Below are 26,413 nucleotides of genomic sequence, written 5' to 3'. Positions count from 1 at the left end.
CTCTTGTCCGCGCGACCGTCGCCGCGAGGGTTGTTATTGCTTACATCTGACGATCGGGTAGGCCCGACCGCGACGCAGACAGGCTGCGCCTCTACCGTTTCCAGTAAAACAGGGAGATAAAGCCGGGGCGACGCGCAGTCGCCCCGGAAAAGGCGACAATTATTCTTTAATGTCTACCTGAGCAAAGTAGTGTCCGCCTAGCGGATCGACTTTGTAACCGGAGACTTTTTTGCTGACCGGTTCGTATACCGTTGAGTGCGCGATCATCAGCGCCGGTGCCTGGTCATGCATCACAACCTGAGCCTGCTTGTAGTACTCGATACGCTTCGCCTGATCGGCGGTGGCGCGAGCTGGCTGAATCTGATCCTCGAAGGATTTATCACACCAGCGCGAGTAGTTAGAGCCATCTTTGGCCGCTGAACAGCTGAACAGGGTGGCCAGGAAGTTATCCGGATCCCCATTGTCGCCGGTCCAGCCCATCATGACGGTCTGGTGCTCGCCCGCTTTGGCGCGCTTCAGGTATTCGCCCCACTCGTAGGTGACGATTTTGGCTTTGACGCCAATCTTCGCCCAGTCGCTCTGAATCATCTCAGCCATGCGGCGTGCGTTCGGGTTGTACGGACGCTGAACCGGCATTGCCCACAGGTCGATGGAGAAACCGTCTGCCATGCCCGCTTCTTTCAGCAGCGCTTTGGCTTTCTCAGGATCGTAGGCGTAATCTTTTACGTCGTCGTTATAGCCCCACATCGTTGGTGGGATCAGGTTTTTAGCCGGCTGGCCTGCACCCTGATAAACGGCGTCGATAATCGCTTTTTTGTTGACCGCCATGGTCAGTGCCTGACGCACTTTCAGGTTATCCAGCGGTTTTTTCTCAACGTTGTACGACAGGTAGCCGACGTTCAGGCCAGCCTGCTCATACAGGTTGATGTTTTTGTCCTGCTTCATACGCGCGATGTCGGCCGGGTTCGGATATGGCATGACCTGACATTCGCCCTTCTGCAGCTTGGCGTAGCGCACCGACGCATCCGGGGTAATGGAGAAGACTAAGCGATCGATTTTTGGCTTGGTGCCCCAGTAATCCGGGTTAGCTTTGTAAAGGATGCGCGAATCTTTCTGGTATTGCAGCAGCTGGAACGGGCCAGTACCGACCGGGTTCAGGTCAACGTTTTGCGGGGTGCCCGCTTTCAGCATGTTGTCAGCGTACTCTTTCGACAGAATCGAGGCGAAGTCCATGCCGAGGTCAGCAAGGAACGGCGATTCAGGACGCGTCAGCACAAAGCGAACGGTATTCTCGTCCACTTTTTCGATTTTGCTGATCAGCTTCGGCATGTCCATGCCTTCGAAGTATTCGTAGCTGCCGCCGGAGACGCCGTGATAGGCGTTGTTTTTATCCAGCTGGCGCTCAAAGGTGAACACCACATCATCCGCATTGAAGTCGCGCGTCGGTTTGAAATCTTTGGTGGTCTGCCACTTCACACCTTTACGCAGGTGGAAGGTGTAGGTTTTACCGTCTTCGCTGACATCCCACTTCTCTGCCAGCGCAGCGTGCAGTTCGGTGGTGCCGATAGTGAACTCAACCAGTCGGTTGTAGATCTGACGTGAGCTGGCATCGTAGGTGGTGCCCGAGGTGAACAACTGCGGGTTAAAGCCTTCCGGAGAACCTTCAGAACAGTAAACGAGGGTTTTTGCCTGAACACCGGCGGCGACAGTCATAGCAATCAGGCTCAGACCGACCTTCAGCATCCCGGATTTAGCCAGGGAGTTGATCATGCTTTTGCTCCATTGTGATGTGATGTTGTGTGTATTGCCCGACCTCTGATTTTTTTATGCGGTTCAGGCGTACCACCGAACAGGTGGTTAACGCGCGCTGCGTTTTTTATGTTTTTTCTGACACAGATTGTGTATTCAGAAAATTCCGTAACTGCGCGTTTATTGACGCATCAATTTGTCAACAGTTGCAAAGAACGTCAATACAACGGTTACTTATTTACACAGAGTGTGAGGAATAGCATGCAACGGTAATAAAAACCGTTTCTGTCTGAAAGCCATACAATGCACAGCGTAGCTGGCCTGAATTCCGTGCATTGTGCTGGATAGCGGCTCTATCGCTAGTGATTCTCACCGCTAAAAAACTTAAAACTTTAACCGGCAAATGTTGAATAACTGAACGATTCACCGTGCGTTATGACGTTCAACCAGCGGAATATGCTGGGAAAGAAGCATAAGAAATCAGCATGTTGCCGCTTTCGGTCATAAGAAGAATGTGTCGCGAATTATGATCGCAACTCCTGTCTGGCAAGGCCTGCCAGCGGAAAAGGGGTGATAATAACAGCGGGTAAGTGAAATACACGGTGGATGGGGTTTACTGGAACTTTTTGGAAGGTTATAGCCAGAGGCTGAAAACGGGAAAGGTTCAGGGAAGAGGGTTTGCTATCAATTGCGGTCAGATCGAGACTGCTTTGGGAACACGGGCAGATCGGAAAGTCGCTTAAACCATCCCTGGACGCTCGGCCCACGCCGTCCATGGCGTGGGACGCTTTCCTCCTCTGCCCGTGTTCCCTCCGCCTTGAGTTTATGCCTGCGGTCAGATGCACCTGACTTTGGATCTCCCAGCCGTCCGAAATGCTCATGTGAGTATCCGATGAGTCTGCCAGACGTGAAGCGAAGGGAGCATACGCCTGTAGCAAAGCATCGCGGGCCATGGACAAAAACGCCGGGACCGTTTTTGAACAACGCAACGCGTTGGCCCGGCTACGGGCGCACCTCAGGGATGAGGTGCGTAAGCGCCCGCGCTGAGCATGCCAGGGATGGCATCTTTTGCGTCTTTGCGGAAGGCGTATGCTCCCTGAAGCCTGCTCAGCGGTAAGTCTTTCCCTTTTCTACAGACGAAAAAAAACCTGTCTTTTCAGACAGGTTTCTTAAATATGGTCGGCGAGAGAGGATTACTCTGCTCTGCGAGCAGCGCCCTTCGGGCCGTTGCTGAAGCAACGTTGTCTCGCTACGCTCGGCTCAAACCTCCTTCGGAGGTTCTCATCCTCTTTTCTACAGACGAAAAAAAACCTGTCTTTTCAGACAGGTTTCTTAAATATGGTCGGCGAGAGAGGATTCGAACCTCCGACCCACTGGTCCCAAACCAGTTGCGCTACCAAGCTGCGCTACTCGCCGATGGGGGCGCATGTTACTGCTACCCCCGATCAGCGTCAACCGCTTTTTATGCTTTTGCCGTCAATCGCCTGGAAAGCACGCGGTTAACGAAAATCAACCGCCTGCATGTCCCTTTCAGACGACTATTACAGCGCTTTAGCCTGACTTTTAGCCGGTGCCTGACACCAGTTGTTAGCCGGGTTAATGCCGCCATCTGGCGAGGTATAACCCAGACAGCCCAGAATGGTATCGAACAACTCAACGTGACGATGAGTCCGGCCCACACGCTGCTGCGCCTGCAGGCGTTCGAAGTTACTACGGTTCTGACTGTCTTCCAGATACTTATCTGACGCCCAGACCATCATCGGTACGCGGAACTGCTCCGGCGGTGCCATCTCACGCGGCGTGCCGTGCAGATGCATATTCTCGCTGATCGACTCGCCGTGGTCGGCAGCATAGAAAACGATCGCCTTCTTATCACGCAGCTGATCCAGCACGCTATCCAGCATGCTATCGACATAGAGCACAGAGTTATCATAAGCGTTGATCAGCTGCGCTTTACTGCAGGTCTCGTCGACGCCCATACACTCCGGCTGATACTTCGCGAAACTACGCGGATAACGCTGTGAATAAAGATAGTGCGAACCTTTGGTGTGCAGCACCACCAGATGCTTACCTTTAGGGAAACGATCCAGTGACGCTTTCATCTCCGGCACCAGCAGCATGTCATCTACCGCTTTGCCCTGATTACGCTTCTCTGAACCAATCTGCTCACGGAAAGCAAAGTTGTTGGCATTGATGTTGTCGTAGAACCAGACTTCGCTCTGCATCGCAAACAGCTCAGAGGTGAAGCCCAGCTCTTTCATCACCGCAAACACATTCTGCTCTTTCAGCGTGCGGCCTGGGTTATCCATGGTGCCGCCTTCGCGCACAAACATGCAGCGCAGCGACAGCTTGGTCGCGGTGTCGCAGGATTCACCCCGGAATGCGACCAGATTCTTCTCTTTCGACAGCTTAGGCGTCGTGTCGCGCTCATAACCCAGCATTCCCATGTGATCCCAGCGGGTGGTTTCGCCAATCACAAACACCACATAGGTATCATCCAGCCCGGCAGGCGCAACGTAGGTAAACTTCTTCGCCGGATCCAGCAGCTCCTCGCTATTCAGCGACTCATCCACGCGGGTCCAGGCAAACAGACCTACAGCCGCCAGCCAGTTGGAAGGCAGATACGAGTGGGCGACCACACCGCCGTAGCTCGGCAGATCGATGTTAGTAATCTCTTCATTGTGCTTCTGCAGCTTGTCGAAATAACGGATAGGCAGCCAGACCAGGGCTACGCAGAGCAGCATAATCAGGGTCGGTTTCAGGCGCTGTCCCGGCGTACGGAGCTGCTCATTCAGCGTCATGCTCAGCCTGTTGCGCCAGATCATCAGCAGCGGCAGCGCGCTGACCAGCACCATCCACAGGATGAAATGGTAGCCAACCACTTCTTTAGAAAGATCGGTATCGGTCGTCATCACCGACGCCACGATACCGTAGCCAATGACGACGTTAAAAAACGCCATGTAATAGGCGGCGGCAACAGAGATCAGAACAATCATCGTGGCCAGCACGCGATAAAACCACTTTCCGCCCAGCGACAGCAGACGCATCAGGAAGAAGGTCAGCAGCACAATGGCAATCACCTCGGTGACGGCAGTGAGCCAGTTCGTTACCGTGGATTGCCTGAGAAAACCGTCAAAACGACGATAGAAAATCGGTAAGTTCAGCAAAATACCGAGGTAGAGCGCCAGCAATAGCGATAACTTCTGCTGAGTCAGGGTTTTAATATAATTCATGAAAAAAGGGGTTTCTCCGGTGTGAAGCGCTTGACCAAATCTTTTATGTGACTGCCGAAACGCGGCAGAGTTCGCTGAATAAGCGGACCGGACAAGATGAAGGAAAATTCTGAACGGATTTACTGGCTATAACGCGAGGTGGCTCAGTAAAACATGGCAGCGATGGATAGACCAGAAAATAATCGTTGTCGACCGGATTAGCACATTTTTTGTACACTGCGGAGAGCAGAGACCGGACGTACTGGCGCAGAGAGTATGGAGTGAAAGGATTTATTGAAGGGATAAAGTGCGGGCCTGATGGTTTCAGGCCCGCAGCACGCTTAGCGAATGATGTTCAGCGTGACGTCGATGTTATTGCGGGTAGCGTTTGAGTAAGGACAAACGATATGCGCCGCATCAACCAGCTTCTGCGCTTCGGCTTCATCCATCTCTGGCAGATGGATGTTCAGCGTTGCTTCGATACCAAAGCCATCAGGGATAGGACCGATACCGACTTCACCTTCAATCCACGCATCTTTTGGCATCGCGATTTTGTCGCGGCCAGCAACAAACTTCATCGCGCCCAGGAAGCAGGCAGAGTAGCCTGCAGCAAACAGCTGCTCAGGGTTAGTCACTTCGCCGCCTGCACCGCCCATCTCTTTTGGCACGCCCAGTTTAACGTCCAGTACACCGTCAGAAGAGGTTGCACGACCATCACGACCACCGGTTGCTTTGGCTTTGGCGCGGTAAACCACTTGTTCTAAAGACATGACATTTCTCCGTTACACTATTTAATCGCCCGCTACTTATTTAACCGTAATCAGGCGGTGAGGTTCAACGGGTGCAGCGCACCCGTCGGCAATAATTATCGTGATTGATTCAGGTTATCACGTAACCCATCGAGCTGTAATTTCAGCGCCAGCAGGGCGTCATCGTCACAAGCCGTAGCACATTTAACCGCTTCAGGAATGGACTCCGCTTTATGCTGCAGCGTTCGTCCCGCCTCTGTCAGCGTTACCGCAACCTGGCGTTCATCCTGACGGGTACGCTGGCGGTTGATCAGACCTGCGCTTTCCAGCCGCTTCAGCAGTGGCGTCAATGTTGCCGAGTCTAAAAAGAGCTGCTCGCCAATCTCTGACACCGTGACATCATCTTTCTGCCATAACACCAGCATCACCAGATACTGCGGATAGGTAATGTCGAGCTGGCTCAGCAACTGTCGATAGACTTTACTCATCGCCAGATTGGCAGAATAAAGCGCAAAACAGAGTTGCTGATCGACCAACAGTGGCATCGTTTTCACTTTTTTGTCATCTTGATCACAGTTCATGGTGATTAATATAGATAGCGCGCTAGATAATTGCAAGCAAACTTTTTGTCAGGAGAAAAAGCATGCAGGATTCACTGGAAGAACAGGCGCGTCGTTTCGCCACTGAGGCACATGCCCGTGCCGGTCAGCGCCGCAAATATACCGATGAGCCTTACATTGTTCATCCGGCTGCGGTAGTGGAGCTGGTGCGCAGCGTCACTCATGACGATGCCATGTTAGCCGCCGCCTGGCTGCACGATACCGTAGAAGATACCTCTGCCACGCAAGGGGATATCGAAGCCCAGTTTGGTGCGCGCGTGGCCAGCCTGGTGGAGATGCTGACCGACAGCACACCCACAGCGGCAAAAAATCGGGCGGCCCGTAAACTGGCGCACTTCCGCCATACGGCCAGCGCCAGTCCTGAGGCGCAGACAATCAAACTGGCTGACATCATCGACAATACCCGCGCGATTGTGCGTTTTGATCCTGACTTTGCGCGGGTCTATCTGGTGGAAAAACAGATACAGATTGCGCTGCTGAAAGAGGGCGATGCGCAGTTATGGCAACAGGCGTCAACGATCATTGAAAGCGGCCTTGCCCGGCTGCGGGAGCCTCCGTACAACGTGCCAGAGAGCTGGTTTGTGAAACAGGCCGCTAAATACAGCGAAATGCGCGCATAAAAAAACCCGCCAGCGGCGGGTTCTTCTCGTGATGCCTGATTATTCAAGCAACTGCCGTCCCAGATAGGGATTGGCATGCAATAACTTCATTAATTTCTGCGCAGTCGCGGAAGGACGGGTACGCCGTGCTTCCCAGCTTTTTACGGAAGAGACGCTCACGCCCATCACTTTTGCAAATTCATCAACCTGCATGCCGGTCATTTCACGCAGACGCTGCGGCTCTGGCTGGGCGGGTTGCTGACGCTGAATAAGTAACTCGGCGGAGCGATCATCACGTGTCAAAACAATCTGCTCAAGGCTGCTGAGCAATTCAAACATCGGGTCTTTTAATTCCATAGAGAACTCCTTAAAACTCACTATGAAGCACGTGAAAGTAGAGAGGTACGAGCCTGAAGTCAGGACTCTGAAACCGGGCCTGTTTCAGGCTGGATCCCGCAAGGGTTTATTTTTGTTATGAGAAAAACCATTACGGGACACAGCCTGCGGTGCACTGCTTTAATGATGTCAGGTCAATGCAACAAATGCCGGGAGACTAAGTATGGATAGAGACCTGACTATTTGCCGCGCAATTTATAATTATTTTTTTCACTATGGTTTGCCGGAAATGTTCCAGCACCTCTAACCTGCTGAGGCAGTTGATTTTTGTGCTGGCACAGCGTGCAAAAAAATCAAATGGTGTTTGCGATTTATGTGGATGCCATCAAGCTTTTCTCTGGCATATTCTCATTTCTGTGAAGCACTACACCTCTTCACCTTGTGAGTGCAAAATATACGCCAATGGTTTACTTCCTGAACACTTATATTCACGGCTCTGATTAATTTAAGAATAGTCCTGGTTAGCGCCTGAACCCTGGCGCGCGGCGGCTCACAGTGCAGTGCGGAGAAATCTTTTACTCTTAATGCCCCCCTATCGTCAGATGAATCAAAAGTCATCCTAACGAAACGGCTGATGCCTCATAACGGTGCAGCTGGCGGCTGAAAACGAGCCCTTTGCGCGCTAAACGTGCAGCGGTGGAATCACGTGCTGATGACGTGAAAATTCACTCCTGACCTCTTTAAGGAAAAGCGATGCGTGAAACAGATTTTAACGTCGGCTATCCCTCTCATCGCGTGCCGATGATGGGCCGCAATGCCGTCGCAACCTCGCAACCGCTGGCGGCACAGGCGGGTTTACGGATGCTGCAACAGGGCGGGAACGCCGTGGATGCGGCTATCGCTACCGCCATCGCCTTAACCGTGCTGGAGCCGACCGGAAACGGCATCGGCAGTGATGCGTTTGCGATTGTCTGGGACGGCAGCGAACTGCATGGCTTAAACGCTTCAGGCCGGGCACCCGCCGCCTGGCATCCCGAACGCTTTGCCGCTCTGAGCGCGATGCCTGAAACCGGCTGGGAGTCTGTCACTGTGCCGGGCGCTGTCTCGGCGTGGGTGACGCTGGCGCAGCGCTTCGGCACCTTACCGCTGACCACCCTGGCGCAACCGGCAATTGACTATGCGCGCGACGGCTTTCCGGTCTCTCCGCTGATTGGTCAGCTGTGGCAGCGTGGCTATGACAAGCTGCGGGATCAGCCTGGCTTCAGCAGCTGCTTTGCGCCACAGGGTCGTCCGCCGCGTACGGGCGAGCTGTTCCGCAACCCGGCGCAGGCCCGCACCCTGCAGGAGATCGCTGAGACTGAAGGTGAAAGTTTTTATCGCGGCGCACTGGCGCAGAAAATGGCGGCCTTCGCCCGCGAACATGGCGCGGCGCTGACGCTGGAGGATTTAAAAAACCATCGCGCCAACTGGGTGACCCTGCTGTCGCATCCGTTTGCCGGGGGATCGGTGCAGGAGCTGCCGCCGAATGGTCAGGGGATCGCGACCTTAATTGCGCTCGGCATTCTGGAAGCGTGGGAGATCAATCGCTATGCACCCGATTCACCGCAGTGGCTGCATCTTTCTATTGAGGCGATGAAACTGGCGCTGGTTGATCTGGACCGTTATGTCACTGACGAGGATCACCTCGAATTTCCGGCTGAATTACTCCTGAGCAAAGAGTACATCCGCCAGCGGGCAGCATTAATCGACCCTGATAAAGCGGGAGATTTCCGCTTTGGATCACCGCAGCAAAGCGGCACGGTGTATGTCGCGGCAGCGGATGCCAGCGGCATGATGGTTTCTTTCATCCAGTCCAATTACATGGGCTTTGGCTCTGGCGTGGTCGTACCCGATACCGGCATCAGCCTGCAGAACCGTGGCGCAGGCTTTTCACTCGACCCGGAGCATCCCAACGTCGTGGCGGGCGGTAAGCGGCCGTTCCATACCATTATTCCGGCCTTTGCGCTGGATCAGCAGGGCCAGCCGCTGATGGCGTTTGGCGTGATGGGCGGCCCGATGCAGGCGCAGGGACATGTTCAGCTGGCGCTGCGGATTATGCTGCATCGGCAGAATCCACAGGCCGCGATTGATGCGCCGCGCTGGCGCGTGGTACAGGGACGTGAGGTGGTGTTTGAATCCACTCTCGATCGCAATACCCTGAGCACCCTGCGCCGTATGGGGCACAATGTGGTGCTGGAAGATCCGCTGAGCAATTACAACTTTGGTGGCGCACAGGTAATCGTACGCGATCCACAGGGCTTCTATATCGTAGCCAGCGAGAGTCGCAAAGATGGTCAGGCGGTAGTGTTTTAAGGCCGCGCCAGGCCGCTACACGCCTCTTTAATCGACGCGCTGAAGCCAGCGATGGCAGGGACCTTAGCCCCTTATGACACGCAGACAATCCCGTGCTTTAACCGGCGTTTCAGAAAGCGTCTGTTTCGCAGGTGGTTTCACATTGTGCCGTGATGCGGGTTTGTTCTATTCTTTAGACCATTCTTACCTGGACATCCGACAGTATCACCGACAGGAGTTGAACCCATGGCTTCAGGACTTACACGCCTTATGGCACGCGGCGGCATGATGCTCGCTGGCGCGCTGATTGTGCTGCAACTCACCGCGTGCGGTGATAAAGAAGGCGAGCAGCGCAAAGCATTTATCGATTTCCTCCAGAACACCGTCATGCGCAGCGGCGAGCATCTGCCCAGCCTCAGCGAGAACCAGAAGCAGAGCTTTGGCAACTTCGCCAGCGATTACGCCATCATGTATGGCTTCTCGCAGCAGGCGAATAAGGCCGTTGAGCAGGGTATGCGTCCGGTGGTGGATGAGCTTTCAGCCATTCGCGTTCCGCAGGATTATCTGAGCCGTCGTGATTCCCTGCGTCAGGCGAACAGCGCACTGGTGATCGTGACCCAGCAGATTGAAAGCGCAAAAATGCAGGCGGACAGCAGCAAAGCGGCCCTGAAGCAGCCGGATGATTTGAAAAAAGCCTATGACACCGCCTACAACAAAGTGGTCACGGTGCCCGCTAATCAACTGATTCCGCTGCTGCCAAAACTCCAGGCGCTGAGCCAGGGTGCCGTACAGGCCGGCGATTTCCTGCAAACGCAGGGAACCCGTGTCAGCTTCAATGATGGTGGCGTGCAGTTCCCGACGCAGGATCAGGCTTCACAATATAATGCGCTGATGAGCACTTTATCAGCCAATGCCCAGGCGCTTCCTCAGGCACAGGCTGCCGTCCAGGGTGGTCTGCAGTAAAACCGTTTAACGGGCAGGCGTTATTCGTCTGCCCGGCTCATTCCCCTTTTCATCTCTCTTCCTGTCACCGGAATAATGAAGTGTGATCTGGCGCATTTTCGACCAAAAATAGTTTGTGATCTAAGTCACATTTATATAACAAATACCCTGCCGCTAAGTGTGATTCATCTCACAGATAGCCTGCCAGCCCGGCCAGAATCCAGGCAAAACAAGCCTTAACACCGGTAAAAATGTGATCGAAGTCACGCAAATTACCCCTGCCACCACCCTGAATCAGTGACACAGATCACACTTGATCCATGCGCTACGCAGCGTCAAATTCGCGTGATAGAGTCCGCGTGCATACAGTAATACCACCGGCTTCGCGTCGGGGTGGCTAAACAAAAACAAGCGCGCTCTCCTATTGCAGCGCGTCTCAATAAGGGGTGGGTTTATGTCCTCATCAGTGAAGGTCAAAGTACAGAGCTTTGGTCGCTTTCTGAGTAATATGGTGATGCCGAACATCGGGGCGTTTATCGCCTGGGGTATCATCACCGCACTGTTTATTCCAACTGGCTGGATCCCTAACGAAACGCTGGCCAAACTGGTCGGCCCGATGATCACCTACCTGCTGCCTCTGCTGATCGGTTTTACCGGTGGGCGTCTGGTGGGTGGCGATCGCGGCGGCGTGGTTGGCGCGATTACGACCATGGGTGTGATTGTCGGTGCAGATATGCCGATGTTCCTCGGTGCGATGATTGCCGGTCCGCTGGGCGGCTGGGCAATTAAGTCGTTTGACCGGGCGATTGACGGCAAAATCAAAAGCGGCTTCGAGATGCTGGTTAACAACTTCTCGGCCGGTATTATCGGGATGATCCTGGCACTGCTGGCGTTCCTGGCAATCGGTCCGTTGGTTGAAGGTCTGTCACACATTCTCGCCGCGGGCGTGAATCTGATGGTGCAGAACAATCTGCTGCCACTGACTTCCATCTTCGTGGAGCCGGCGAAAATCCTGTTCCTGAACAACGCCATTAACCACGGTATTTTCTCACCGCTGGGCATCCAGCAGGCGAGCGAAGCCGGCAAGTCGATCTTCTTCCTGATCGAAGCCAACCCGGGTCCGGGTATGGGCGTGCTGATGGCCTACATGTTCTTTGGACGTGGCAGTGCTAAACAGTCTGCGGGTGGTGCGGCGATTATCCACTTCCTCGGCGGCATCCATGAGATCTACTTCCCGTATGTGCTGATGGCCCCTCGCCTGCTGCTGGCGGTTATCCTGGGCGGTATGACCGGTGTCTTCACGCTGACCGTACTGAACGGTGGCCTGGTCTCTCCTGCCTCACCAGGTTCTATCCTGGCCGTGCTGGCAATGACGCCAAAAGGTGCCTACTTCGCCAACATCGCCGCTATCGCTGCAGCCTTCGCCGTCTCCTTCGTGGTTTCCGCTATCCTGCTGAAAACCAGCAAAGTCAAAGAAGATGACGATATTGAAGCCGCGACCCAGCGCATGCATGAGATGAAAGCGCAGTCTAAAGGCCAGAGCACAACGGGCGGCGCCGTCGCCAGCGATGCCATGAGCGTCGAGTTGCATCACGTGCGTAAAATCATCGTGGCCTGTGACGCCGGTATGGGTTCCAGCGCCATGGGTGCAGGCGTGCTGCGCAAGAAAGTGCAGGACGCCGGTCTGAGCAATGTGTCGGTAACCAACACCGCCATCAACGCCCTGCCAGGTGATGTCGATCTGGTGATTACGCATCGTGACCTGACTGAACGCGCGATTCGCCAGGCGCCGCATGCCCAGCATATCTCGCTGAATAACTTCCTCGACAGCGCGCTCTACAGCACCCTGACCGAACGTCTGGTGGCGGCTAACCGCAGCGACGTACATCGTGAGACGGTGAATACCGCGCTCTCGGACAGCTACGACGAAGGCAATGCACACCTGTTTAAACTGGGCGCAGATAATGTCTTCCTCGGTCTGTCCGCCAGCAACAAAGAGCAGGCGATTCGCTTTGCCGGCGAACAGCTGGTCAAAGGCGGTTACGTTGAACCTGAATATATTGATGCGATGCTGGCGCGTGAAAAACTGACACCGACCTACCTCGGTGAGTCGATCGCAGTGCCGCACGGCACGGTTGAAGCGAAAGATCGCGTGCTGAAAACCGGCGTGGTGTTCTGTCAGTATCCGGCAGGCGTTTTGTTCGGCGAAGAGCCGGATGATGTGGCACGCCTGGTGATTGGTATTGCGGCCCGCAACAACGAGCACATCCAGGTGATCACCAGCCTGACCAACGCGCTGGATGATGACAGCGTGATTGAGAAGCTGGCGAATACCACGAGCGTCCAGGAAGTGCTGGATTTGCTGTCAGGTAAGCCTGTAATCGCGTAATTTATAGCAATTATTTTCCCTGGGGCGGTCATGCCCGTCCCGATTTCCTGGGGCGGGTTTGCCCGCCCCATCGTCATTTGATATGGGTCAAAAATTATGAAAGCGTTACATTTCGGAGCAGGAAACATTGGTCGCGGCTTTATCGGCAAATTATTGGCTGATGCCGGTATCGAACTGGTTTTTGCTGATGTGAATCAGACGGTGCTGGATGCACTGAACGCGCGTCATGAGTATCCCGTTCATGTGGTTGGCGAGCAGGCCAAAGTGGAAACCGTTAAAGGCGTCAGTGCGGTCAACAGCACCAGCGATGAGATCATCACCCTGGTGTCTGAAGTCGATCTGGTCACCACCGCCGTGGGTCCGCAGATTCTGGAGCGTATTGCCGGCAGTGTGGCTAAAGGACTGGCAAAACGCAGCGACAATGGCAACACTCGTCCGTTAAATATCATCGCCTGTGAAAACATGGTGCGCGGCACCAGCCAGCTGAAACAACACGTGCTGAAAGCCTTGCCGGAGCAGTATCACGCCTGGCTGGAGCAGCATGTCGGCTTTGTGGATTCCGCTGTCGACCGCATCGTGCCCCCGTCTGAAGCCGGCAGCACCGATCCGCTGGAAGTGACCGTTGAGACCTTCAGCGAATGGATCGTCGATAAAACTCAATTTAAAGGCGACCTGCCGACCATTCCGGGCATGGAGCTGACGGATAATCTGATGGCCTTTGTTGAGCGTAAACTCTTTACCCTGAATACCGGTCACGCCATTACCGCCTACCTCGGCCAGCTGGCCGGTCACCAGACCATTCGCGACGCCATCCTCGACGAAAAAGTCCGGGCCGTGGTGAAAGGCGCAATGGAAGAGAGCGGCGCGGTGCTGATTAAGCGTTACGGTTTTGACGCGGAGAAGCATGCGGCCTACATCCGGAAGATTCTGGGTCGATTTGAAAATCCGTATCTGAAAGATGATGTGGAGCGCGTGGGCCGTCAGCCGCTGCGTAAACTCAGCGCGGGCGATCGCCTGATCAAGCCGACGCTGGGCACGCTGGAGTATGGTTTGCCGCACGCCAGCCTGGTGCAGGGCATTGCCGCCGCGATGCACTATCGCAGCGATCAGGACCCCCAGGCGCAGGAGCTGGCCGCGCTGCTGGCCGAAAAAGGCCCACAGGCGACGCTGGCTGAGATTTCAGGGCTGGATGCCGACAGCGAAGTGGTGGCTTCTGTGGTGAGCGCCTGGCACGCTATGGCATAATACGCGCGTGTTAGTGATGCAAGCCGGGCGCAGTTCGCCTGCGCCCGACGGCGGTATTGAACCCATGCAGGCAATAATGGAAGAGAAGCAGGCTTTTGAGAACCGGGTGCTTGAGCGCCTGAACGCCGGTCGTTCGGTGAGAAGCTTTCTGATCGCCGCCGTTGAGCTATTGGCTGAAGCCGTCAATCTGCTGGTGCTGCAGGTGTTTCGTAAAGATGACTATGCGGTGAAATATGCGGTAGAACCGCTGCTGCTGGGCGATGGTCCTCTGGGCGAACTCTCGGTTCGCCTGAAGCTGATTTACGGACTTGGCGTCATCAGTCGCCACGAATATGAAGATGGTGAACTGCTGCTGGCGCTGCGCGAAGAGCTGAATCACGACAGCGGCGATTATCGTTTCACCGACGATGAGATCCTGGGCCCGTTTGGTGAACTGCACTGCGTTACCGCCTGGCCACCTGCGCCGGTGTTTCACACCGACGATGCCGAGCTGCGCAGCATGCAGCAGCAGCGCTATCTGCAGATGGTGCGGTCCACCATGGTCCTGTCGCTGACCGAGCTGATCGCCCGCATCAGTATGAAGCAGGTGTTTAAAAAGTCCGGTAGCTAATCCTGTCAGGCGTCATCACGACGCCTTTTTCGTCTTAACCTGGCCGGGAATATACGTCAGATTTGGTGTATCCTTGGCCTGTTTTCCTCAACGAGTTGTTGTCATGAAAGAGCAAGAAAAGAACGAAATTAAACTTCTCAGCGATAAGCTGGACGCACTGAACCGCAAAGAGCCGCAGTTACTGGAGTCGGGTGATACCGAGAAACTGGGCGCGTTGCTGAAAGAGAAAGAAACGCTGGTCATTGAGATTGAGCGTCTGCGCGGTCAGCGGGTCGAAAAACTGAGTGCCGAAGCGCAGAAGCTGCAGAAAATGGGCTTCAGCCGCGAAATTACCAAAAAAGAGCAGGCAAATCTGGGTGCGCTGAAGAAAAGCGTACGCGGCCTGGTGGTGGTGCATCCAATGACCGCGCTGGGACGTGAGATGGGCCTTAAAGCGATGACGGGCTTCGCTAAAACCGCATTCTGACGGGTCGATCAGGCAGCAGCCTGATCGACATCGGCTTTGCGTTCGCCGGCGGCGGCATAAACCTGCTCCGCCAGCGCATCCAGCAGTTCATAACGGCGGCGATACTCTGCCCGCTTCTTACTGGCAATCTCCTCCAGCGTTTTACGCGGCAGGCTCAGCGGCAGCGTAAACATCCCATCCCTGCGCGCTTCACCACTCAGCGACAGCCAGAACTCACTGTAGCTGGCAAAGAACTTATCCCCTTTGCTGTGGCGATAACGCAGGCTGCGAAATACATGGGTCTCATCGCCTACTGCCTGAATACTTTCCACGCCGCACTGCTTCGCCACAATAAATACCGCTTCCATTAACAGGCGTTTCGGGAAAAGACCGTGAGCCGCTTTGGTCGCCTCGCGGATCATCTCATTATTAATATGTTTCCGCGGCCCCTGTAATCCGCCAATTAATAAGGTGCGCTGGTTATTCTCGTTGAGAATCGAAAAAGAAAGTGAAGCAATAATTTCGTCGTTATAACGTAATACCAGCGTCACTTCCCCTTCACGATCAAAATAACCGGAACTGCAGGAGAGTAAAAAAGCCTCGCCATTTTTTCCGGCTAGCGCAGCAAGCGGATTATCTGAAGCACTCTGCAGCAGCTGACGCAGCACAGGATTTTCGAGATTGTTCATCAGCGAGTAGTGGTCGAGAATCGCCTGCGCACGCGCAGCAATGCTCATGCCCGAACGCAGATAGGGCCGGTGCAGCTTGGCTGGCAGCAATCCCTGGGTGCTCATCAGCAAGGGAAGTTGCGGCAGATGCGACAGCGCATCCAGATAATGCAGCGTGGTCAGCGGCGATATTAAGGTTCTTAACACAAATTTCAAACGGAAACGTTTACTGACCCAGAGGTTATCCGGAATGTATTTTCCACTGATTAACTGGAAAAAAAGTGAAGCAGAGGATTCGGTCGTATTTTCGTGAGTAGTTATAATTGACATAGTCAGCGACACACAGTGAGTTAAGCAGGAATGTCACTGAACATAACATAGTCAATATCAACGGAAAGTTAATGTAGAGTAACATTAAAACCGATAATTGACGATTTTCATTTCATTTTGGCAATGCACAAAATAAGGACAAAAAAAACCGGCGAAATAGATTTCACCGGTTTTATCTTCATTACGTTTACGTTTGGTTAACTTATTTAGCAGATGCGAAGCGGGCTGCCGCTTCGTCCCAGTTAACCACGTTCCAGAACGCTTTGATGTAGTCAGGGCGCTTGTTCTGATATTTCAGATAGTAAGCGTGTTCCCACACATCCAGACCGATGATCGGGAAGCCAGAAACGCCGGCAACCGCTTCACCCATCAGTGGGTTGTCCTGGTTTGCGGTTGAAACCACAGCCAGCTTGTCGCCTTTCTTAACCAGCCATGCCCAGCCAGAACCGAAACGGGTGGCGGCAGCTTTCTCGAACTCTTCCTGGAATTTTTCCACGCTACCGAAATCTTTCTCGATAGCCGCTTTCAGGTCGCCCTGCAGCGTAGTGCCGGTTTTCAGGCCTTTCCAGAACAGGCTGTGGTTAGCGTGGCCGCCAGCGTTGTTACGCAGTGGGCCTTTTTTGTCTGCTGGCAGCTGATCCAGTTTGGTGATCAGCTCGTCTACCGGCAGATTAGCAAATTCAGTACCTTCCAGCGCTGCGTTCGCGTTGTTCACGTAGGTCTGGTGGTGTTTAGTGTGATGGATCTCCATCGTCTGCTTGTCGAAATGCGGTTCCAGTGCGTCGTATGCGTAAGGCAGGGATGGCAGTGAATAACTCATGTTCTTCCTCTCCATTTAGTGTGAGCAGCACGACGAATTCGGGACGTGCCGCGTAAGCAGTCGAATCATTATAGTTAAATTCATGTAGCGTAAAAGGGTAATCAATGCCCTATTAACCATAAGGATTTGCGAAACACGGCATTAGCAACCCGTTGTTTTTTCAGTGTGCTGCTGCAGACTCTGCCTTTTCTGACTTATCCGACAGCGCACGCGGCGCGCTTAAGCCAGGGCAGCAGCAAGCACGCCGCCTGCCCGGATGCCGCGTCTGCCCTGCCCTGTGCCTTACTGACCCAGCTCGCGCAGTGAGTTGTCGAGTGCACCAACCAGCCAGTCGATGTCGCTTTCCTGGAAAGCCAATGGCGGACGCAGTTTCAGTACATTCCCATACGGGCCAGCGACCGAGGTCAGCACACGATGTTCACGCAGCTTCTCGATCAGGTTCAGCGCCAGGGTTTTGTCTGGCGTTTTGCTGTGACGATCGGTGACCAGTTCGAAGCCGATAAACAGTCCGGCACCGCGCACATCCCCCACGCACTCATAGCGATCCATCAGGGTTCGCAGCTCAGCCAGCAGCTTCGTGCCGACCAGACGGCTGTGTTCCTGTAATCCCTCTTCGGTGATCACGTTCAGCACCGCCTGCGCCGCTGCCATCGCCACCGGATTACCACCAAAGGTATTGAAGTAGGGAATCGAGTCACTGAAGGCGGCCAGCACGTCGCTTTTTGCCAGCAGCCCGGACACCGGAATGCCATTGCCCATCGGCTTGCCGGTAGTAATCACATCAGGCACCACATCGTGACGGCCAAAGCCCCAGAACGCATCGCCGGTACGGCCAAAGCCAGGCTGCACTTCATCGGCAATAAAGATGCCGCCGTTGGCATGAACCACATCGACCGCTTTTTTCAGGAAGCCTCGCGGATTGGGCAGAACCCCGTCGGATGAGAAGATCGAGTCCGCCAGGAAACCGGCAAATTTAATGCCGTTCGCCGCCATATCATCAATCTGCTGCTGAATCTGGTCAGCGAACCAGTCGCCCAGGTCCGGTGCATCCACACGATACGCATCCGGTGGCATCACCAGCCGCGTGGTGGGTGCCAGCGGCTGTCCACTGCCCAGCGCCGGAGAAGCGCCAGAGGTCAGCTCACTGGTGCCGTGATAGGCCTCTTTACTGACGATAATTCCGGTGCCGCCGCTGAAAGCGCGCGCCACACGGATCGCCAGGTCATTGGCTTCCGACCCGGTGCACATGTACATCGCGCGATCGATCGCCGCAGGCGTGGTCGCCAGTAGCGCTTCGCTGTAGTCGAGGATATTTTCATGCAGGTAACGGGTGTGGGTGTTCAGCATTTTCATCTGCTGCGTCACCGCCTCAATCACGGCCGGATGGCAATGGCCGATGCTCGCCACGTTGTTGTAGACGTCGAGATATTTATCGCCCGCCGCGTCCCACAGATATTGCCCTTCACCCCGCACCAGATGAACCGGTTTGCGATAGAACAGGCGATAGGATTCGCCAAGTACTTTGCTGCGTTTATCGGTCAGTTTGCGCGTTTCGCTGTCGAGCGCATCCGCATGTTCGGCGCGGAAACTGTTGGTATCCATAATGGTGGAACGCGTGGCCATAATGACTCCCGTGACAAGGATGAAGGAGGAAGAGCTGACCCCTGTATCATGCCTGCCTGAATCTAAAATGCAACCAAATACACAAATACAATAAAATACACATGACGCTGGCCGATCCCCGCGCTAAGCTTCCCTCTGATTCAGACGGCATCTTTCGCGTCAGTGGCGTATCATCCGTGCTCTTCGCGCTTTATAAGGAAACCTCTATGCTGCAGGAAACGCGCCTTCATCGCATCCGTGCCTTACTGACCCGGCTTAATCAGGTCAGTACCGAACGCATCATCAGGGAGCTGGGGGTGTCTCGCGAAACCGCGCGCCGCGATATCATTGAGCTGGAAGCGCAGGGTCTGGCGCGCCGCGTTCACGGTGGCCTGGTAGCGATTGAAACGGCGGCTGAACCGCCGCTGACACAACGCCGCAGTACGCAGACCCGCGAGAAGCGTGCTATCGCCCGCGCCGCTGCACGGTTGCTGCAGCCGGGACAGACGCTGTTTCTGGATGCGGGCAGCACTACCACCCTGCTGGCAGAGGAGCTGCACGCCCTTTCCGGCCTGACGATAGTGACTAATAGCCTGCAGGCCGCGCTGGCGCTGAGCGCCGGAGAAGAAGATGAGCCGCTGAATAACCAGATTATTTTGCTGGGCGGGATGATGCCAGCGGGTGCGCACCAGACGCGCGGCGAAATCACCGTAGGTGAGATCGTCCGCTACCGCGCCGACGTCGCGCTGCTGTCGCCGGTCGGCATTGAGGCGAATCGCGGTGCCAGCAGTTTTCATCCGCACGAAGCCGCCATTGCCAGAGCGATGGTGCAGCAATCTGCAGCCTGCTATCTGCTGGCCGATCACACCAAACTGGGCGTGGTCAGCCGCACGGTTTACGCGCCGCCGCAGACGATCACCATGCTGATTACCGACAGCGGCGGCGACAACGGTGCCGCCCTTGAAGCATTGCAGCAGACGCTGCCAGAGGTGATGGTGGTTTAACGCAGTCGCTGAGGATGGCTGTAGACCGTGGCGCGGCCGGGTTTACTGAAGCCGACCAGCGTCAGATTGCAGCGCTCAGCCACCTCAACCGCCAGGCGGGTCGCGGCTGAAACCGCAAACAGGATTTCGACGCCGCACATGGCGGACTTCTGCACCATTTCATAGCTGGCGCGGCTGGAAACCAGCACCGCGCCCGGTCCCCACTCAGCCTGACTGCGATAGCCCAGCAGCTTATCCAGCGCCACATGGCGACCCACATCTTCACAGCCCCCGGCCAGCAGACCATCGGGCTGGATCCACGCGGCCGCATGGGTGCAGCCTGTTTTCTGTCCGACCGGCTGATAATCTTTCAGCTGGCCCAGCGCCCGATCCAGTTGCTCCAGCGCGAAGGTCTGGGTAAACGGCAGCGGAGAGAGTGGCTTGCCAATCTGATCCAGCTGTTCAACGCCACACACGCCGCAGCCGGTCCGGCCTGCCAGCGCGCGACGCTGCGCTTTCAGCGCCATAAAACGGCGGCTGGACAGCTCAATCTGAACCTCAATGCCGTCACAGCCCGGCACGATGTCCATGCCGAAAATGTCGCCTGGCGCGTCGATAATGCCCTCTGACAGCGAGAAGCCCAGCGCAAACGCCTCCAGATCTTTGGGCGTAGTCATCATCACCACGTGCGAGATGCCGTTATAGACCAGCGCCACCGGCACTTCATCCGCCAGCCAGTCAGACTCTGCTGCCGTCAAATCGGTGCGCTGCCACACCTGCGTCCTGCTGACGCCGGCCTGAATTGTTAAATCTTCGCCTGAGTCAGGCTGGATAGCTTTCAAAAAATATGACCTGTTGTTAATAAATTATGTAATTCAGTGCCCGGATCGGCAGAGCACTGACGCGCTCTGATTCTGCCTTTTAGCCCCATTCAGCGCAAATAAACAGCGGGGCAATTCATGCGGTTTTCTCCCCCAAAAGGCGTAGCCACGCCTGCTGGCGGACACAATGCGAATAGTTCTCTTTTACGCGTTAACATCAGTAAGCATAAAACAACAGTAATTATCTGCGCCGTCTGAAAATCTGCTTGCAGCACAAATACACCACCGAGGATTTTTAACAAAATTGAGAAAAAGAATTACTAATGACTAACGTGTTGACCCTGGTCAACTTACAGTCAACCAGGACTGCTATTTTGCAAGGCTTCGCAATGGAGCCAATAAAGAAGAACGATAAAATGCAGATTAACAGACGGAGTTTTTTCAAAATCTGTGCTGGCGGGCTGGCGGGCACCAGCGCGGCATTACTCGGTTTTGCCCCCACCACAGCGTTAGCCAGCGTCAGAGAGTTCAAACTTATTCGTGCCAGAGAAACACGCAATAACTGCACCTACTGTTCAGTCGGTTGCGGCATGCTGATTTACAGCCTGGGCGATGGCGCAAAAAATGCCCGTGCCTCGATTTACCATATCGAAGGCGATCCTGACCATCCGGTCAGCCGCGGCTCGCTCTGCCCGAAAGGCGCAGGCGTGCTCGACTTTATTCACAGCGAACAGCGCCTGAAATACCCGGAATACCGCGCTCCGGGTTCCGATAAATGGCAGCGCATCAGCTGGGATGAGGCATTTGACCGCATTGCCCGCCTGATGAAACAGGATCGCGATGCCAATTTCCAGACCACCAACGCCGCTGGCGTGACGGTAAACCGCTGGCCGACCACGTCGATGCTCTGCTCTTCCGCCGCCAGTAACGAAACCGGCCTGCTCGATCAGAAATTTGCCCGCGCGCTGGGTATTCTGGCGTTGGAAAACCAGGCGCGTCTGTGTCACGGCCCGACCGTAGCGGCGCTGGCCCCGAGCTTTGGTCGCGGTGCGATGACCAACAACTGGAATGACATCAAAAACGCTAACGTGGTGATGATCATGGGCGGCAACCCCGCCGAGGCGCATCCGGTTGGCTTTAAATGGGTGATTGAAGCTAAAACCCATAACAATGCACAGGTTATCGTGGTCGATCCGCGCTTTAACCGATCTGCAGCGGTCGCCGACTTCTATGCACCCCTGCGTGCAGGCAGCGACGTGGTGTTCCTGATGGGGGTGATCAACTATCTGCTGCAGCACAATCAGATTCAGCAGGAATATGTTCGCGCCTTTACCAACGCGGCCCTGATTGTCAGCGAAGGCTTCAGCTTCAGCGACGGTTTGTTCAGCGGCTACGATGCGAAAACCCGCCAGTACGATCGCCAGAGCTGGCACTATGAGCTGGATGAAAACGGCCATGCGCGACGCGATGACAGCTTTGCTCATCCACGTTGCGTGCTCAACCTGCTGAAAACCCACGCCAGCCGTTACACCCCGGAAATGGTGACGCGCCTGTGCGGCACCTCGCAGGAATCCTTTATTGCGGTGTGCGAGCAGCTCGCCTCTACCTGCGTGCCCAATCGCACCGCAACCATTCTTTATGCGCTGGGCTGGACCCACCACACCAACGGTTCGCAGATTATCCGCACGGCCGCGATGATCCAGCTGCTGCTGGGCAACATCGGTATGCCAGGTGGCGGTATCAATGCGCTGCGCGGTCACTCCAACGTTCAGGGCTATACCGACCTCGGGCTGCTGGCGCAGAGCCTGCCGGGCTATCTGCCGCTGCCGTCCGAGAAGATAACCACGCTGGCGACTTACCTGCAACAGGCCACGCCGGTGGCGGCGCTGCCGGACCAGGTCAACTACTGGCAGAACACCGATAAGTTTTTCGTCAGCCTGATGAAGAGTTTCTATGGTGATAACGCCACGGCGGAGAACCAGTGGGGCTACGACTGGCTGCCGAAGTGGGACAAGGCTTACGACTGCATGGCGCAGGCAGAGATGATGGAGCAGGGCGCGCTCAACGGCTGCCTGATCCAAGGCTTCAACTTGCTGGCCGCCTTTCCGGACAAAAACAAAGCCGTTCGGGCCCTTTCGCGCCTCAAATATATGGTGGTGATCGATCCGCTTCGCACGGAAACCGCCAGCTTCTGGCAGCATCATGACGAATTCAACGACGTCGATCCATCGACTATCCAGACCGAAGTGTTCCGCCTGCCCTCTTCCTGCTTCGCCGAAGAGTCGGGTTCGGTGGCGAACTCGTCGCGCTGGCTGCAGTGGCACTGGGCAGCCGCCGAGCCACCGGCTGAAGCGCTGCACGACGGTAAAATCCTCGGCAACCTGTTTATGCGTCTGCGCGCGCTCTACCGCCTGGAAGGCGGTGCAGCCCCTGAGCCGCTGATGGCGATGCGCTGGGACTACCACGACCCGTTTAATCCTGAGCCGGAAGAGGTGGCGCAGGAGAACAACGGGCAGGCGCTGGCCGACATTTATGACGCCAGCGGCAAACTGCTGCTGAAAAAAGGTCAGCAGCTCAACGGCTTCTCTGAGCTGCGTAACGATGGCACCACCGCCAGTTCCTGCTGGATCTACAGCGGCAGCTGGACGCCGGAAGGCAACCAGATGGCCCGACGCGACAACGCCGATCCGTCGGGTCTGGGGGCGGTCTCAGGCTGGGCCTGGGCCTGGCCCGCTAACCGCCGCATTCTCTATAATCGCGCCTCCGCGGATGCACAGGGTAAAGCCTGGGATCCGCAGCGCCGCCTGATTGAGTGGGATGGTACACGCTGGCACGGTATCGACGTACCGGATTATCCGGTAACGCTGTCGCCGCAGAAGCAGGCCGGTCCGTTTATCATGCAGCCCGATGGTCTCGGCCACCTGTTTGCACTCGATAAAATGGCCGACGGCCCGTTCCCGGAACACTACGAACCGATGGAAAGTCCGCTCGCCGACAATCCCCTGCATCCACAGCAGCGTCACAGTCCGGTGGTCCGTCTGTTCAGCAGCGACGCCGCGCAGCTGGGTGAGGCCGCCGACTATCCCTGCGTCGCCACCACCTACTCCATCACCGAACTGTTCCGCCACTGGACCAAGCATGCCCTGCTGAATGCAATCGCGCAGCCGGAGCAGTTTGTCGAGATCGGCACTGAGCTGGCAGAGGAGAAAGGCATTCAGGCCGGAGACAGCGTCAAAGTCACGTCACGTCGTGGCTATATCAAAGCCAAAGCGGTGGTCACGCGTCGTCTGCAGCGTCTGATGATTGACGGCAGGCCGGTTGATACCGTGGGCATTCCCTGCCACTGGGGTTTTGAAGGCACCACGCGTAAAGGCTTCCTCGCCAATACGCTGACGCCTTCGGTTGGCGACGCCAACTCGCAGACCCCGGAGTACAAGGGATTTTTAGTGAAAGTGGAAAAAGCGTAACGGCAGATGACTATGGCTTATCAATCTCAAGATATTATCCGTCGCTCTGCGACCAATGGCTTTACCCCACCGCCGCAGGCGCGCGATCACCAGCGCGAAGTGGCGAAACTTATCGATGTCACCACCTGTATCGGCTGCAAAGGCTGCCAGGTCGCCTGCTCCGAGTGGAACGACATCCGCGATGAAGTCGGCCACAACATCGGGGTTTATGACAATCCCACCGATCTGACCGCCAAATCCTGGACGGTAATGCGCTTTTCCGAAGTCGAAGAGAACGGCAAGCTGGCCTGGCTGATTCGCAAAGATGGCTGCATGCACTGCGCCGATCCCGGCTGCCTGAAAGCCTGTCCGTCGGCAGGCGCCATCATTCAGTATGCCAACGGCATCGTCGACTTTCAGTCTGAGCAGTGCATTGGCTGCGGCTACTGCATCGCAGGCTGCCCGTTCAACGTACCACGGCTGAATAAAGAGGATAACCGCGCCTACAAATGCACCCTGTGCGTGGATCGCGTCAGCGTCGGTCAGGAACCCGCCTGTGTGAAGACCTGCCCGACCGGTGCCATTCATTTCGGCAGCAAAAGCGACATGCTGACGCTGGCGGAGGAACGCGTGGCGGAGCTGAAGTCACGCGGGTTTGCGCAGGCTGGCCTCTACAATCCGGAAGGCGTGGGCGGCACCCACGTGATGTATGTGCTGCATCATGCGGACAAGCCTCAGCTCTATCACGGACTGCCTGCGAATCCGGGCATCAGCCCGACCGTGACCTTCTGGAAGGGGATCTGGAAACCGCTGGCAGCGTTCGGTTTTGCCGCCACGTTTGCCGCCTCAATCTTCCACTATGTTGGCGTTGGCCCGAATCGCGTCACTGAAGAGCACGACGACAACGATGATCAGCCTGAGGAGCATCAATAATGAAGAAGCCCGATCATCTGGTGCGCTATCGCGCACCTGAACGCATCAATCACTGGATCGTCGCGATTTGCTTTGTCATGGCCGCATTAAGCGGATTAGGGTTTTTCTTTCCGTCGTTTAACTGGCTGATGCAGATATTTGGCACACCACAACTGGCGCGTATTCTGCATCCTTTTGTTGGCGTGGTGATGTTTGCCGCTTTTATGCTGATGTTTTTACGTTACTGGAAACACAACCTGATTAATCGCGATGACCTTTACTGGGCCAGAAATATTCACCGGATTGCGCTGAACGAAGAGGTTGGCGATACCGGTAAATATAACTTTGGTCAGAAGAGTGTGTTCTGGGCTGCTATCATCAGCTTAGTATTGCTGCTTGCCAGCGGCATTGTGATCTGGCGACCCTACTTTGCTGATGCCTTTTCCATTCCGCTGATTCGTCTGGCGCTGGTTGTGCATTCGGTATCAGCGGTGGCGCTGATCATCGTCATTATGGTGCATATTTATGCTGCATTGTGGGTCAAAGGCACACTGACCGCGATGGTGGAAGGCTGGGTCAGCTCGGAATGGGCCAGACAGCATCATCCTCGCTGGTATCGTGAGCAGCGTAATCCGCCAATAAAACAGGAAAAACGCCCCTGATGAGTATTCGCATAATCCCGCAGGACCAGCTGGAGAAAAGCGAAAAGACAACGGCGGAGATGATTCCGCCGTTACTTTTTCCACGGCTGAAAAATTTATACAGCCGTCGTGCCGCGCGACTGCGCGACCTGGCGGCGAAAAATCCACTTGGCGATTATCTGCGCTTTGCGGCGGTGATCGCTGAAGCGCAGGAGATTGTGCTGTATGACCATCCGCTGCACATCGACCTGCATGCCCGACTGACGCAGAGTGCCAGCGAGGGCAAGCCGCCACTGAACATTCACACCCTGCCGCGCGATGCGCACTGGCAACGGCTGCTGCACTCGCTGATTGCCGAGCTGAAGCCGGAGATGAGTGGTCAGGCACTGGCAGTGCTGGAGAATCTGGAGAAGGCGTCCGCCACCGAGCTGGAAACCCTGGCCAGCGCGCTGTTTACCGGCGACTATGCGCTGGTCAGCAGCGATAAAGCGCCCTTTATCTGGGCGGCGCTTTCGCTTTACTGGGCGCAGATGGCAGCCCTGATCCCGGGCAAAGCACGCGCGGAGATGGGCGATCAGCGTCAGTTCTGTCCGGTCTGCGCCAGCATGCCGGTCGCCAGCGTGGTGCATATGGGCAGTCATGAAGGCGCGCGCTATCTGCACTGCAATCTGTGCGAAAGTGAATGGCACGTGGTGCGCAGCAAATGTACCCAGTGCGAACAGTCCCGCGATCTGCACTACTGGTCGCTCGACAGCGAGCATGCGGCGGTGAAGGCAGAGAGCTGTGGCGACTGCGGCACCTATCTGAAGATGCTCTATCAGGAGAAAGATCCGGCCATTGAACCGGTGGCCGATGACCTGGCGTCGCTGATACTGGATGCACGGATGGAGCAGGAAGGCTTCGCGCGCAGCAGTCTCAATCCCTTTATGTTTCCTGGCGAATAGTCACTGAATCCGGAGAACC

At 55.6% G+C, this 26,413-nt stretch carries 21 protein-coding genes, 1 tRNA gene and 1 other RNA gene; 12 read left to right on the top strand and 11 right to left on the bottom strand.

Annotation, left to right across the window (positions count from 1 at the left end):
* Positions 1-159: 159 nt before the first annotated feature.
* The 6 genes from dppA to AC6I8C_RS00525 form a co-directional block, all read right to left on the bottom strand.
* Positions 160-1,770: a dipeptide ABC transporter periplasmic-binding protein DppA gene (gene dppA / locus AC6I8C_RS00550; RefSeq protein ID WP_013359637.1), complete on the bottom strand. Its 1,611-nt coding sequence runs from the start codon at positions 1,768-1,770 to the stop codon at positions 160-162.
* A gap of 1,155 nt (positions 1,771-2,925) precedes the next feature.
* A non-coding RNA gene (locus AC6I8C_RS00545) (RtT sRNA) lies at positions 2,926-3,055 on the bottom strand.
* Between the two features lie 33 nt (positions 3,056-3,088).
* Positions 3,089-3,165, bottom strand: a tRNA-Pro gene (locus tag AC6I8C_RS00540).
* Between the two features lie 125 nt (positions 3,166-3,290).
* Complete coding sequence (gene eptB, locus AC6I8C_RS00535) at positions 3,291-4,982, bottom strand: kdo(2)-lipid A phosphoethanolamine 7''-transferase (RefSeq protein WP_497821317.1); 1,692 nt, start codon at positions 4,980-4,982, stop codon at positions 3,291-3,293.
* Positions 4,983-5,302: 320 nt separating this feature from the next.
* Positions 5,303-5,731: an organic hydroperoxide resistance protein gene (locus AC6I8C_RS00530; protein WP_013359635.1), complete on the bottom strand. Its 429-nt coding sequence runs from the start codon at positions 5,729-5,731 to the stop codon at positions 5,303-5,305.
* Between the two features lie 95 nt (positions 5,732-5,826).
* Positions 5,827-6,291, bottom strand: coding sequence for a MarR family winged helix-turn-helix transcriptional regulator (locus AC6I8C_RS00525; protein ID WP_497821316.1), 465 nt, complete (start codon positions 6,289-6,291; stop codon positions 5,827-5,829).
* A 62-nt stretch (positions 6,292-6,353) separates the two neighbouring features.
* Between AC6I8C_RS00525 and AC6I8C_RS00520 the strand changes: the two genes are divergently transcribed.
* Positions 6,354-6,950 (top strand): HD domain-containing protein, encoded by a 597-nt coding sequence (locus tag AC6I8C_RS00520; RefSeq protein ID WP_497821315.1) that lies wholly within the window; start codon positions 6,354-6,356, stop codon positions 6,948-6,950.
* 39 nt (positions 6,951-6,989) lie between these two features.
* On the opposite strand, the gene AC6I8C_RS00515 is transcribed toward AC6I8C_RS00520, so the two are convergent.
* The gene (locus AC6I8C_RS00515; protein WP_497821314.1) at positions 6,990-7,286 is read right to left on the bottom strand and encodes an HTH-type transcriptional regulator; all 297 of its coding nucleotides are present in this window, start codon (positions 7,284-7,286) and stop codon (positions 6,990-6,992) included.
* A gap of 732 nt (positions 7,287-8,018) precedes the next feature.
* Between AC6I8C_RS00515 and AC6I8C_RS00510 the strand changes: the two genes are divergently transcribed.
* From AC6I8C_RS00510 to AC6I8C_RS00485, 6 genes are all read left to right on the top strand, one after another.
* Positions 8,019-9,617 (top strand): gamma-glutamyltransferase family protein, encoded by a 1,599-nt coding sequence (locus AC6I8C_RS00510; RefSeq protein WP_497821313.1) that lies wholly within the window; start codon positions 8,019-8,021, stop codon positions 9,615-9,617.
* A 225-nt stretch (positions 9,618-9,842) separates the two neighbouring features.
* Positions 9,843-10,559, top strand: a complete 717-nt coding sequence (locus AC6I8C_RS00505) for a DUF3053 domain-containing protein (protein ID WP_497821312.1) — start codon at positions 9,843-9,845, stop codon at positions 10,557-10,559.
* A 433-nt stretch (positions 10,560-10,992) separates the two neighbouring features.
* Positions 10,993-12,927: a PTS mannitol transporter subunit IICBA gene (locus AC6I8C_RS00500; protein WP_497821311.1), complete on the top strand. Its 1,935-nt coding sequence runs from the start codon at positions 10,993-10,995 to the stop codon at positions 12,925-12,927.
* Positions 12,928-13,023: 96 nt separating this feature from the next.
* Positions 13,024-14,172 (top strand): mannitol-1-phosphate 5-dehydrogenase, encoded by a 1,149-nt coding sequence (gene mtlD / locus AC6I8C_RS00495; RefSeq protein ID WP_497821310.1) that lies wholly within the window; start codon positions 13,024-13,026, stop codon positions 14,170-14,172.
* A 16-nt stretch (positions 14,173-14,188) separates the two neighbouring features.
* A complete protein-coding gene (locus AC6I8C_RS00490) occupies positions 14,189-14,782 on the top strand; it encodes an MltR family transcriptional regulator (RefSeq protein WP_497823287.1) in 594 nt (197 codons plus the stop codon).
* Between the two features lie 103 nt (positions 14,783-14,885).
* A complete protein-coding gene (locus AC6I8C_RS00485; RefSeq protein ID WP_497821309.1) occupies positions 14,886-15,248 on the top strand; it encodes a YibL family ribosome-associated protein in 363 nt (120 codons plus the stop codon).
* Positions 15,249-15,256: 8 nt separating this feature from the next.
* Here the strand turns inward: AC6I8C_RS00485 and AC6I8C_RS00480 are convergent, their stop codons facing one another.
* The 3 genes from AC6I8C_RS00480 to AC6I8C_RS00470 form a co-directional block, all read right to left on the bottom strand.
* Positions 15,257-16,225, bottom strand: coding sequence for a VirK/YbjX family protein (locus tag AC6I8C_RS00480; RefSeq protein WP_497821308.1), 969 nt, complete (start codon positions 16,223-16,225; stop codon positions 15,257-15,259).
* Between the two features lie 202 nt (positions 16,226-16,427).
* The gene (gene sodA / locus AC6I8C_RS00475) at positions 16,428-17,045 is read right to left on the bottom strand and encodes a superoxide dismutase [Mn] (protein ID WP_013359624.1); all 618 of its coding nucleotides are present in this window, start codon (positions 17,043-17,045) and stop codon (positions 16,428-16,430) included.
* Positions 17,046-17,327: 282 nt separating this feature from the next.
* Positions 17,328-18,668 carry an aspartate aminotransferase family protein gene (locus tag AC6I8C_RS00470; RefSeq protein WP_497821307.1) on the bottom strand — a complete coding sequence of 447 codons (1,341 nt, stop codon included), beginning with the start codon at positions 18,666-18,668 and terminating at the stop codon, positions 17,328-17,330.
* Positions 18,669-18,874: 206 nt separating this feature from the next.
* Between AC6I8C_RS00470 and AC6I8C_RS00465 the strand changes: the two genes are divergently transcribed.
* Entirely contained in the window at positions 18,875-19,651 is a 777-nt protein-coding gene (locus AC6I8C_RS00465) for a DeoR/GlpR family DNA-binding transcription regulator (RefSeq protein ID WP_497821306.1), read from the top strand.
* Here the strand turns inward: AC6I8C_RS00465 and fdhD are convergent.
* Positions 19,648-20,472 carry a formate dehydrogenase accessory sulfurtransferase FdhD gene (fdhD, locus tag AC6I8C_RS00460; RefSeq protein ID WP_497821305.1) on the bottom strand — a complete coding sequence of 275 codons (825 nt, stop codon included), beginning with the start codon at positions 20,470-20,472 and terminating at the stop codon, positions 19,648-19,650. The two genes, AC6I8C_RS00465 and fdhD, sit on opposite strands and share 4 nt — an antisense overlap.
* 395 nt (positions 20,473-20,867) lie before the next feature.
* Between fdhD and fdnG the strand changes: the two genes are divergently transcribed.
* Genes fdnG through fdhE form a run of 4 tightly spaced genes read left to right on the top strand, consistent with a single transcriptional unit; the run spans position 20,868 to position 26,394 of the window.
* Positions 20,868-23,918 carry a formate dehydrogenase-N subunit alpha gene (fdnG, locus tag AC6I8C_RS00455; RefSeq protein ID WP_497821304.1) on the top strand — a complete coding sequence of 1,017 codons (3,051 nt, stop codon included), beginning with the start codon at positions 20,868-20,870 and terminating at the stop codon, positions 23,916-23,918.
* A gap of 12 nt (positions 23,919-23,930) precedes the next feature.
* Positions 23,931-24,830 carry a formate dehydrogenase subunit beta gene (gene fdxH / locus AC6I8C_RS00450; RefSeq protein ID WP_497821303.1) on the top strand — a complete coding sequence of 300 codons (900 nt, stop codon included), beginning with the start codon at positions 23,931-23,933 and terminating at the stop codon, positions 24,828-24,830.
* Positions 24,830-25,471, top strand: coding sequence for a formate dehydrogenase cytochrome b556 subunit (gene fdoI, locus AC6I8C_RS00445; RefSeq protein WP_497821302.1), 642 nt, complete (start codon positions 24,830-24,832; stop codon positions 25,469-25,471). Before fdxH ends, fdoI begins: the two co-directional genes overlap by 1 nt.
* Positions 25,471-26,394 carry a formate dehydrogenase accessory protein FdhE gene (gene fdhE / locus AC6I8C_RS00440; RefSeq protein WP_497821301.1) on the top strand — a complete coding sequence of 308 codons (924 nt, stop codon included), beginning with the start codon at positions 25,471-25,473 and terminating at the stop codon, positions 26,392-26,394. The genes fdoI and fdhE overlap by 1 nt, the downstream gene beginning before the upstream one ends.
* Positions 26,395-26,413: the final 19 nt, after the last annotated feature.

Source organism: Pantoea sp. X-Soil-YNGN-844 (assembly GCF_059730595.1).
The sequence above is the reverse complement of the archived record's forward strand: the minus strand, read 5'-3'. Positions and strand labels throughout refer to the sequence as shown.

What these genes read in the sequence shown, in the direction of transcription:
- dppA (WP_013359637.1), bottom strand. Translation starts at nt 1,770, where the DNA reads ATGATCAACTCCCTGGCTAAATCCGGGATGCTGAAGGTCGGTCTGAGC.
- eptB (WP_497821317.1), bottom strand. Translation starts at nt 4,982, where the DNA reads ATGAATTATATTAAAACCCTGACTCAGCAGAAGTTATCGCTATTGCTG.
- AC6I8C_RS00530 (WP_013359635.1), bottom strand. Translation starts at nt 5,731, where the DNA reads ATGTCTTTAGAACAAGTGGTTTACCGCGCCAAAGCCAAAGCAACCGGT.
- AC6I8C_RS00525 (WP_497821316.1), bottom strand. Translation starts at nt 6,291, where the DNA reads ATGAACTGTGATCAAGATGACAAAAAAGTGAAAACGATGCCACTGTTG.
- AC6I8C_RS00520 (WP_497821315.1), top strand. Translation starts at nt 6,354, where the DNA reads ATGCAGGATTCACTGGAAGAACAGGCGCGTCGTTTCGCCACTGAGGCA.
- AC6I8C_RS00515 (WP_497821314.1), bottom strand. Translation starts at nt 7,286, where the DNA reads ATGGAATTAAAAGACCCGATGTTTGAATTGCTCAGCAGCCTTGAGCAG.
- AC6I8C_RS00510 (WP_497821313.1), top strand. Translation starts at nt 8,019, where the DNA reads ATGCGTGAAACAGATTTTAACGTCGGCTATCCCTCTCATCGCGTGCCG.
- AC6I8C_RS00505 (WP_497821312.1), top strand. Translation starts at nt 9,843, where the DNA reads ATGGCTTCAGGACTTACACGCCTTATGGCACGCGGCGGCATGATGCTC.
- AC6I8C_RS00500 (WP_497821311.1), top strand. Translation starts at nt 10,993, where the DNA reads ATGTCCTCATCAGTGAAGGTCAAAGTACAGAGCTTTGGTCGCTTTCTG.
- mtlD (WP_497821310.1), top strand. Translation starts at nt 13,024, where the DNA reads ATGAAAGCGTTACATTTCGGAGCAGGAAACATTGGTCGCGGCTTTATC.
- AC6I8C_RS00490 (WP_497823287.1), top strand. Translation starts at nt 14,189, where the DNA reads ATGCAAGCCGGGCGCAGTTCGCCTGCGCCCGACGGCGGTATTGAACCC.
- AC6I8C_RS00485 (WP_497821309.1), top strand. Translation starts at nt 14,886, where the DNA reads ATGAAAGAGCAAGAAAAGAACGAAATTAAACTTCTCAGCGATAAGCTG.
- AC6I8C_RS00480 (WP_497821308.1), bottom strand. Translation starts at nt 16,225, where the DNA reads ATGTCAATTATAACTACTCACGAAAATACGACCGAATCCTCTGCTTCA.
- sodA (WP_013359624.1), bottom strand. Translation starts at nt 17,045, where the DNA reads ATGAGTTATTCACTGCCATCCCTGCCTTACGCATACGACGCACTGGAA.
- AC6I8C_RS00470 (WP_497821307.1), bottom strand. Translation starts at nt 18,668, where the DNA reads ATGGCCACGCGTTCCACCATTATGGATACCAACAGTTTCCGCGCCGAA.
- AC6I8C_RS00465 (WP_497821306.1), top strand. Translation starts at nt 18,875, where the DNA reads ATGCTGCAGGAAACGCGCCTTCATCGCATCCGTGCCTTACTGACCCGG.
- fdnG (WP_497821304.1), top strand. Translation starts at nt 20,868, where the DNA reads ATGCAGATTAACAGACGGAGTTTTTTCAAAATCTGTGCTGGCGGGCTG.
- fdxH (WP_497821303.1), top strand. Translation starts at nt 23,931, where the DNA reads ATGGCTTATCAATCTCAAGATATTATCCGTCGCTCTGCGACCAATGGC.
- fdoI (WP_497821302.1), top strand. Translation starts at nt 24,830, where the DNA reads ATGAAGAAGCCCGATCATCTGGTGCGCTATCGCGCACCTGAACGCATC.
- fdhE (WP_497821301.1), top strand. Translation starts at nt 25,471, where the DNA reads ATGAGTATTCGCATAATCCCGCAGGACCAGCTGGAGAAAAGCGAAAAG.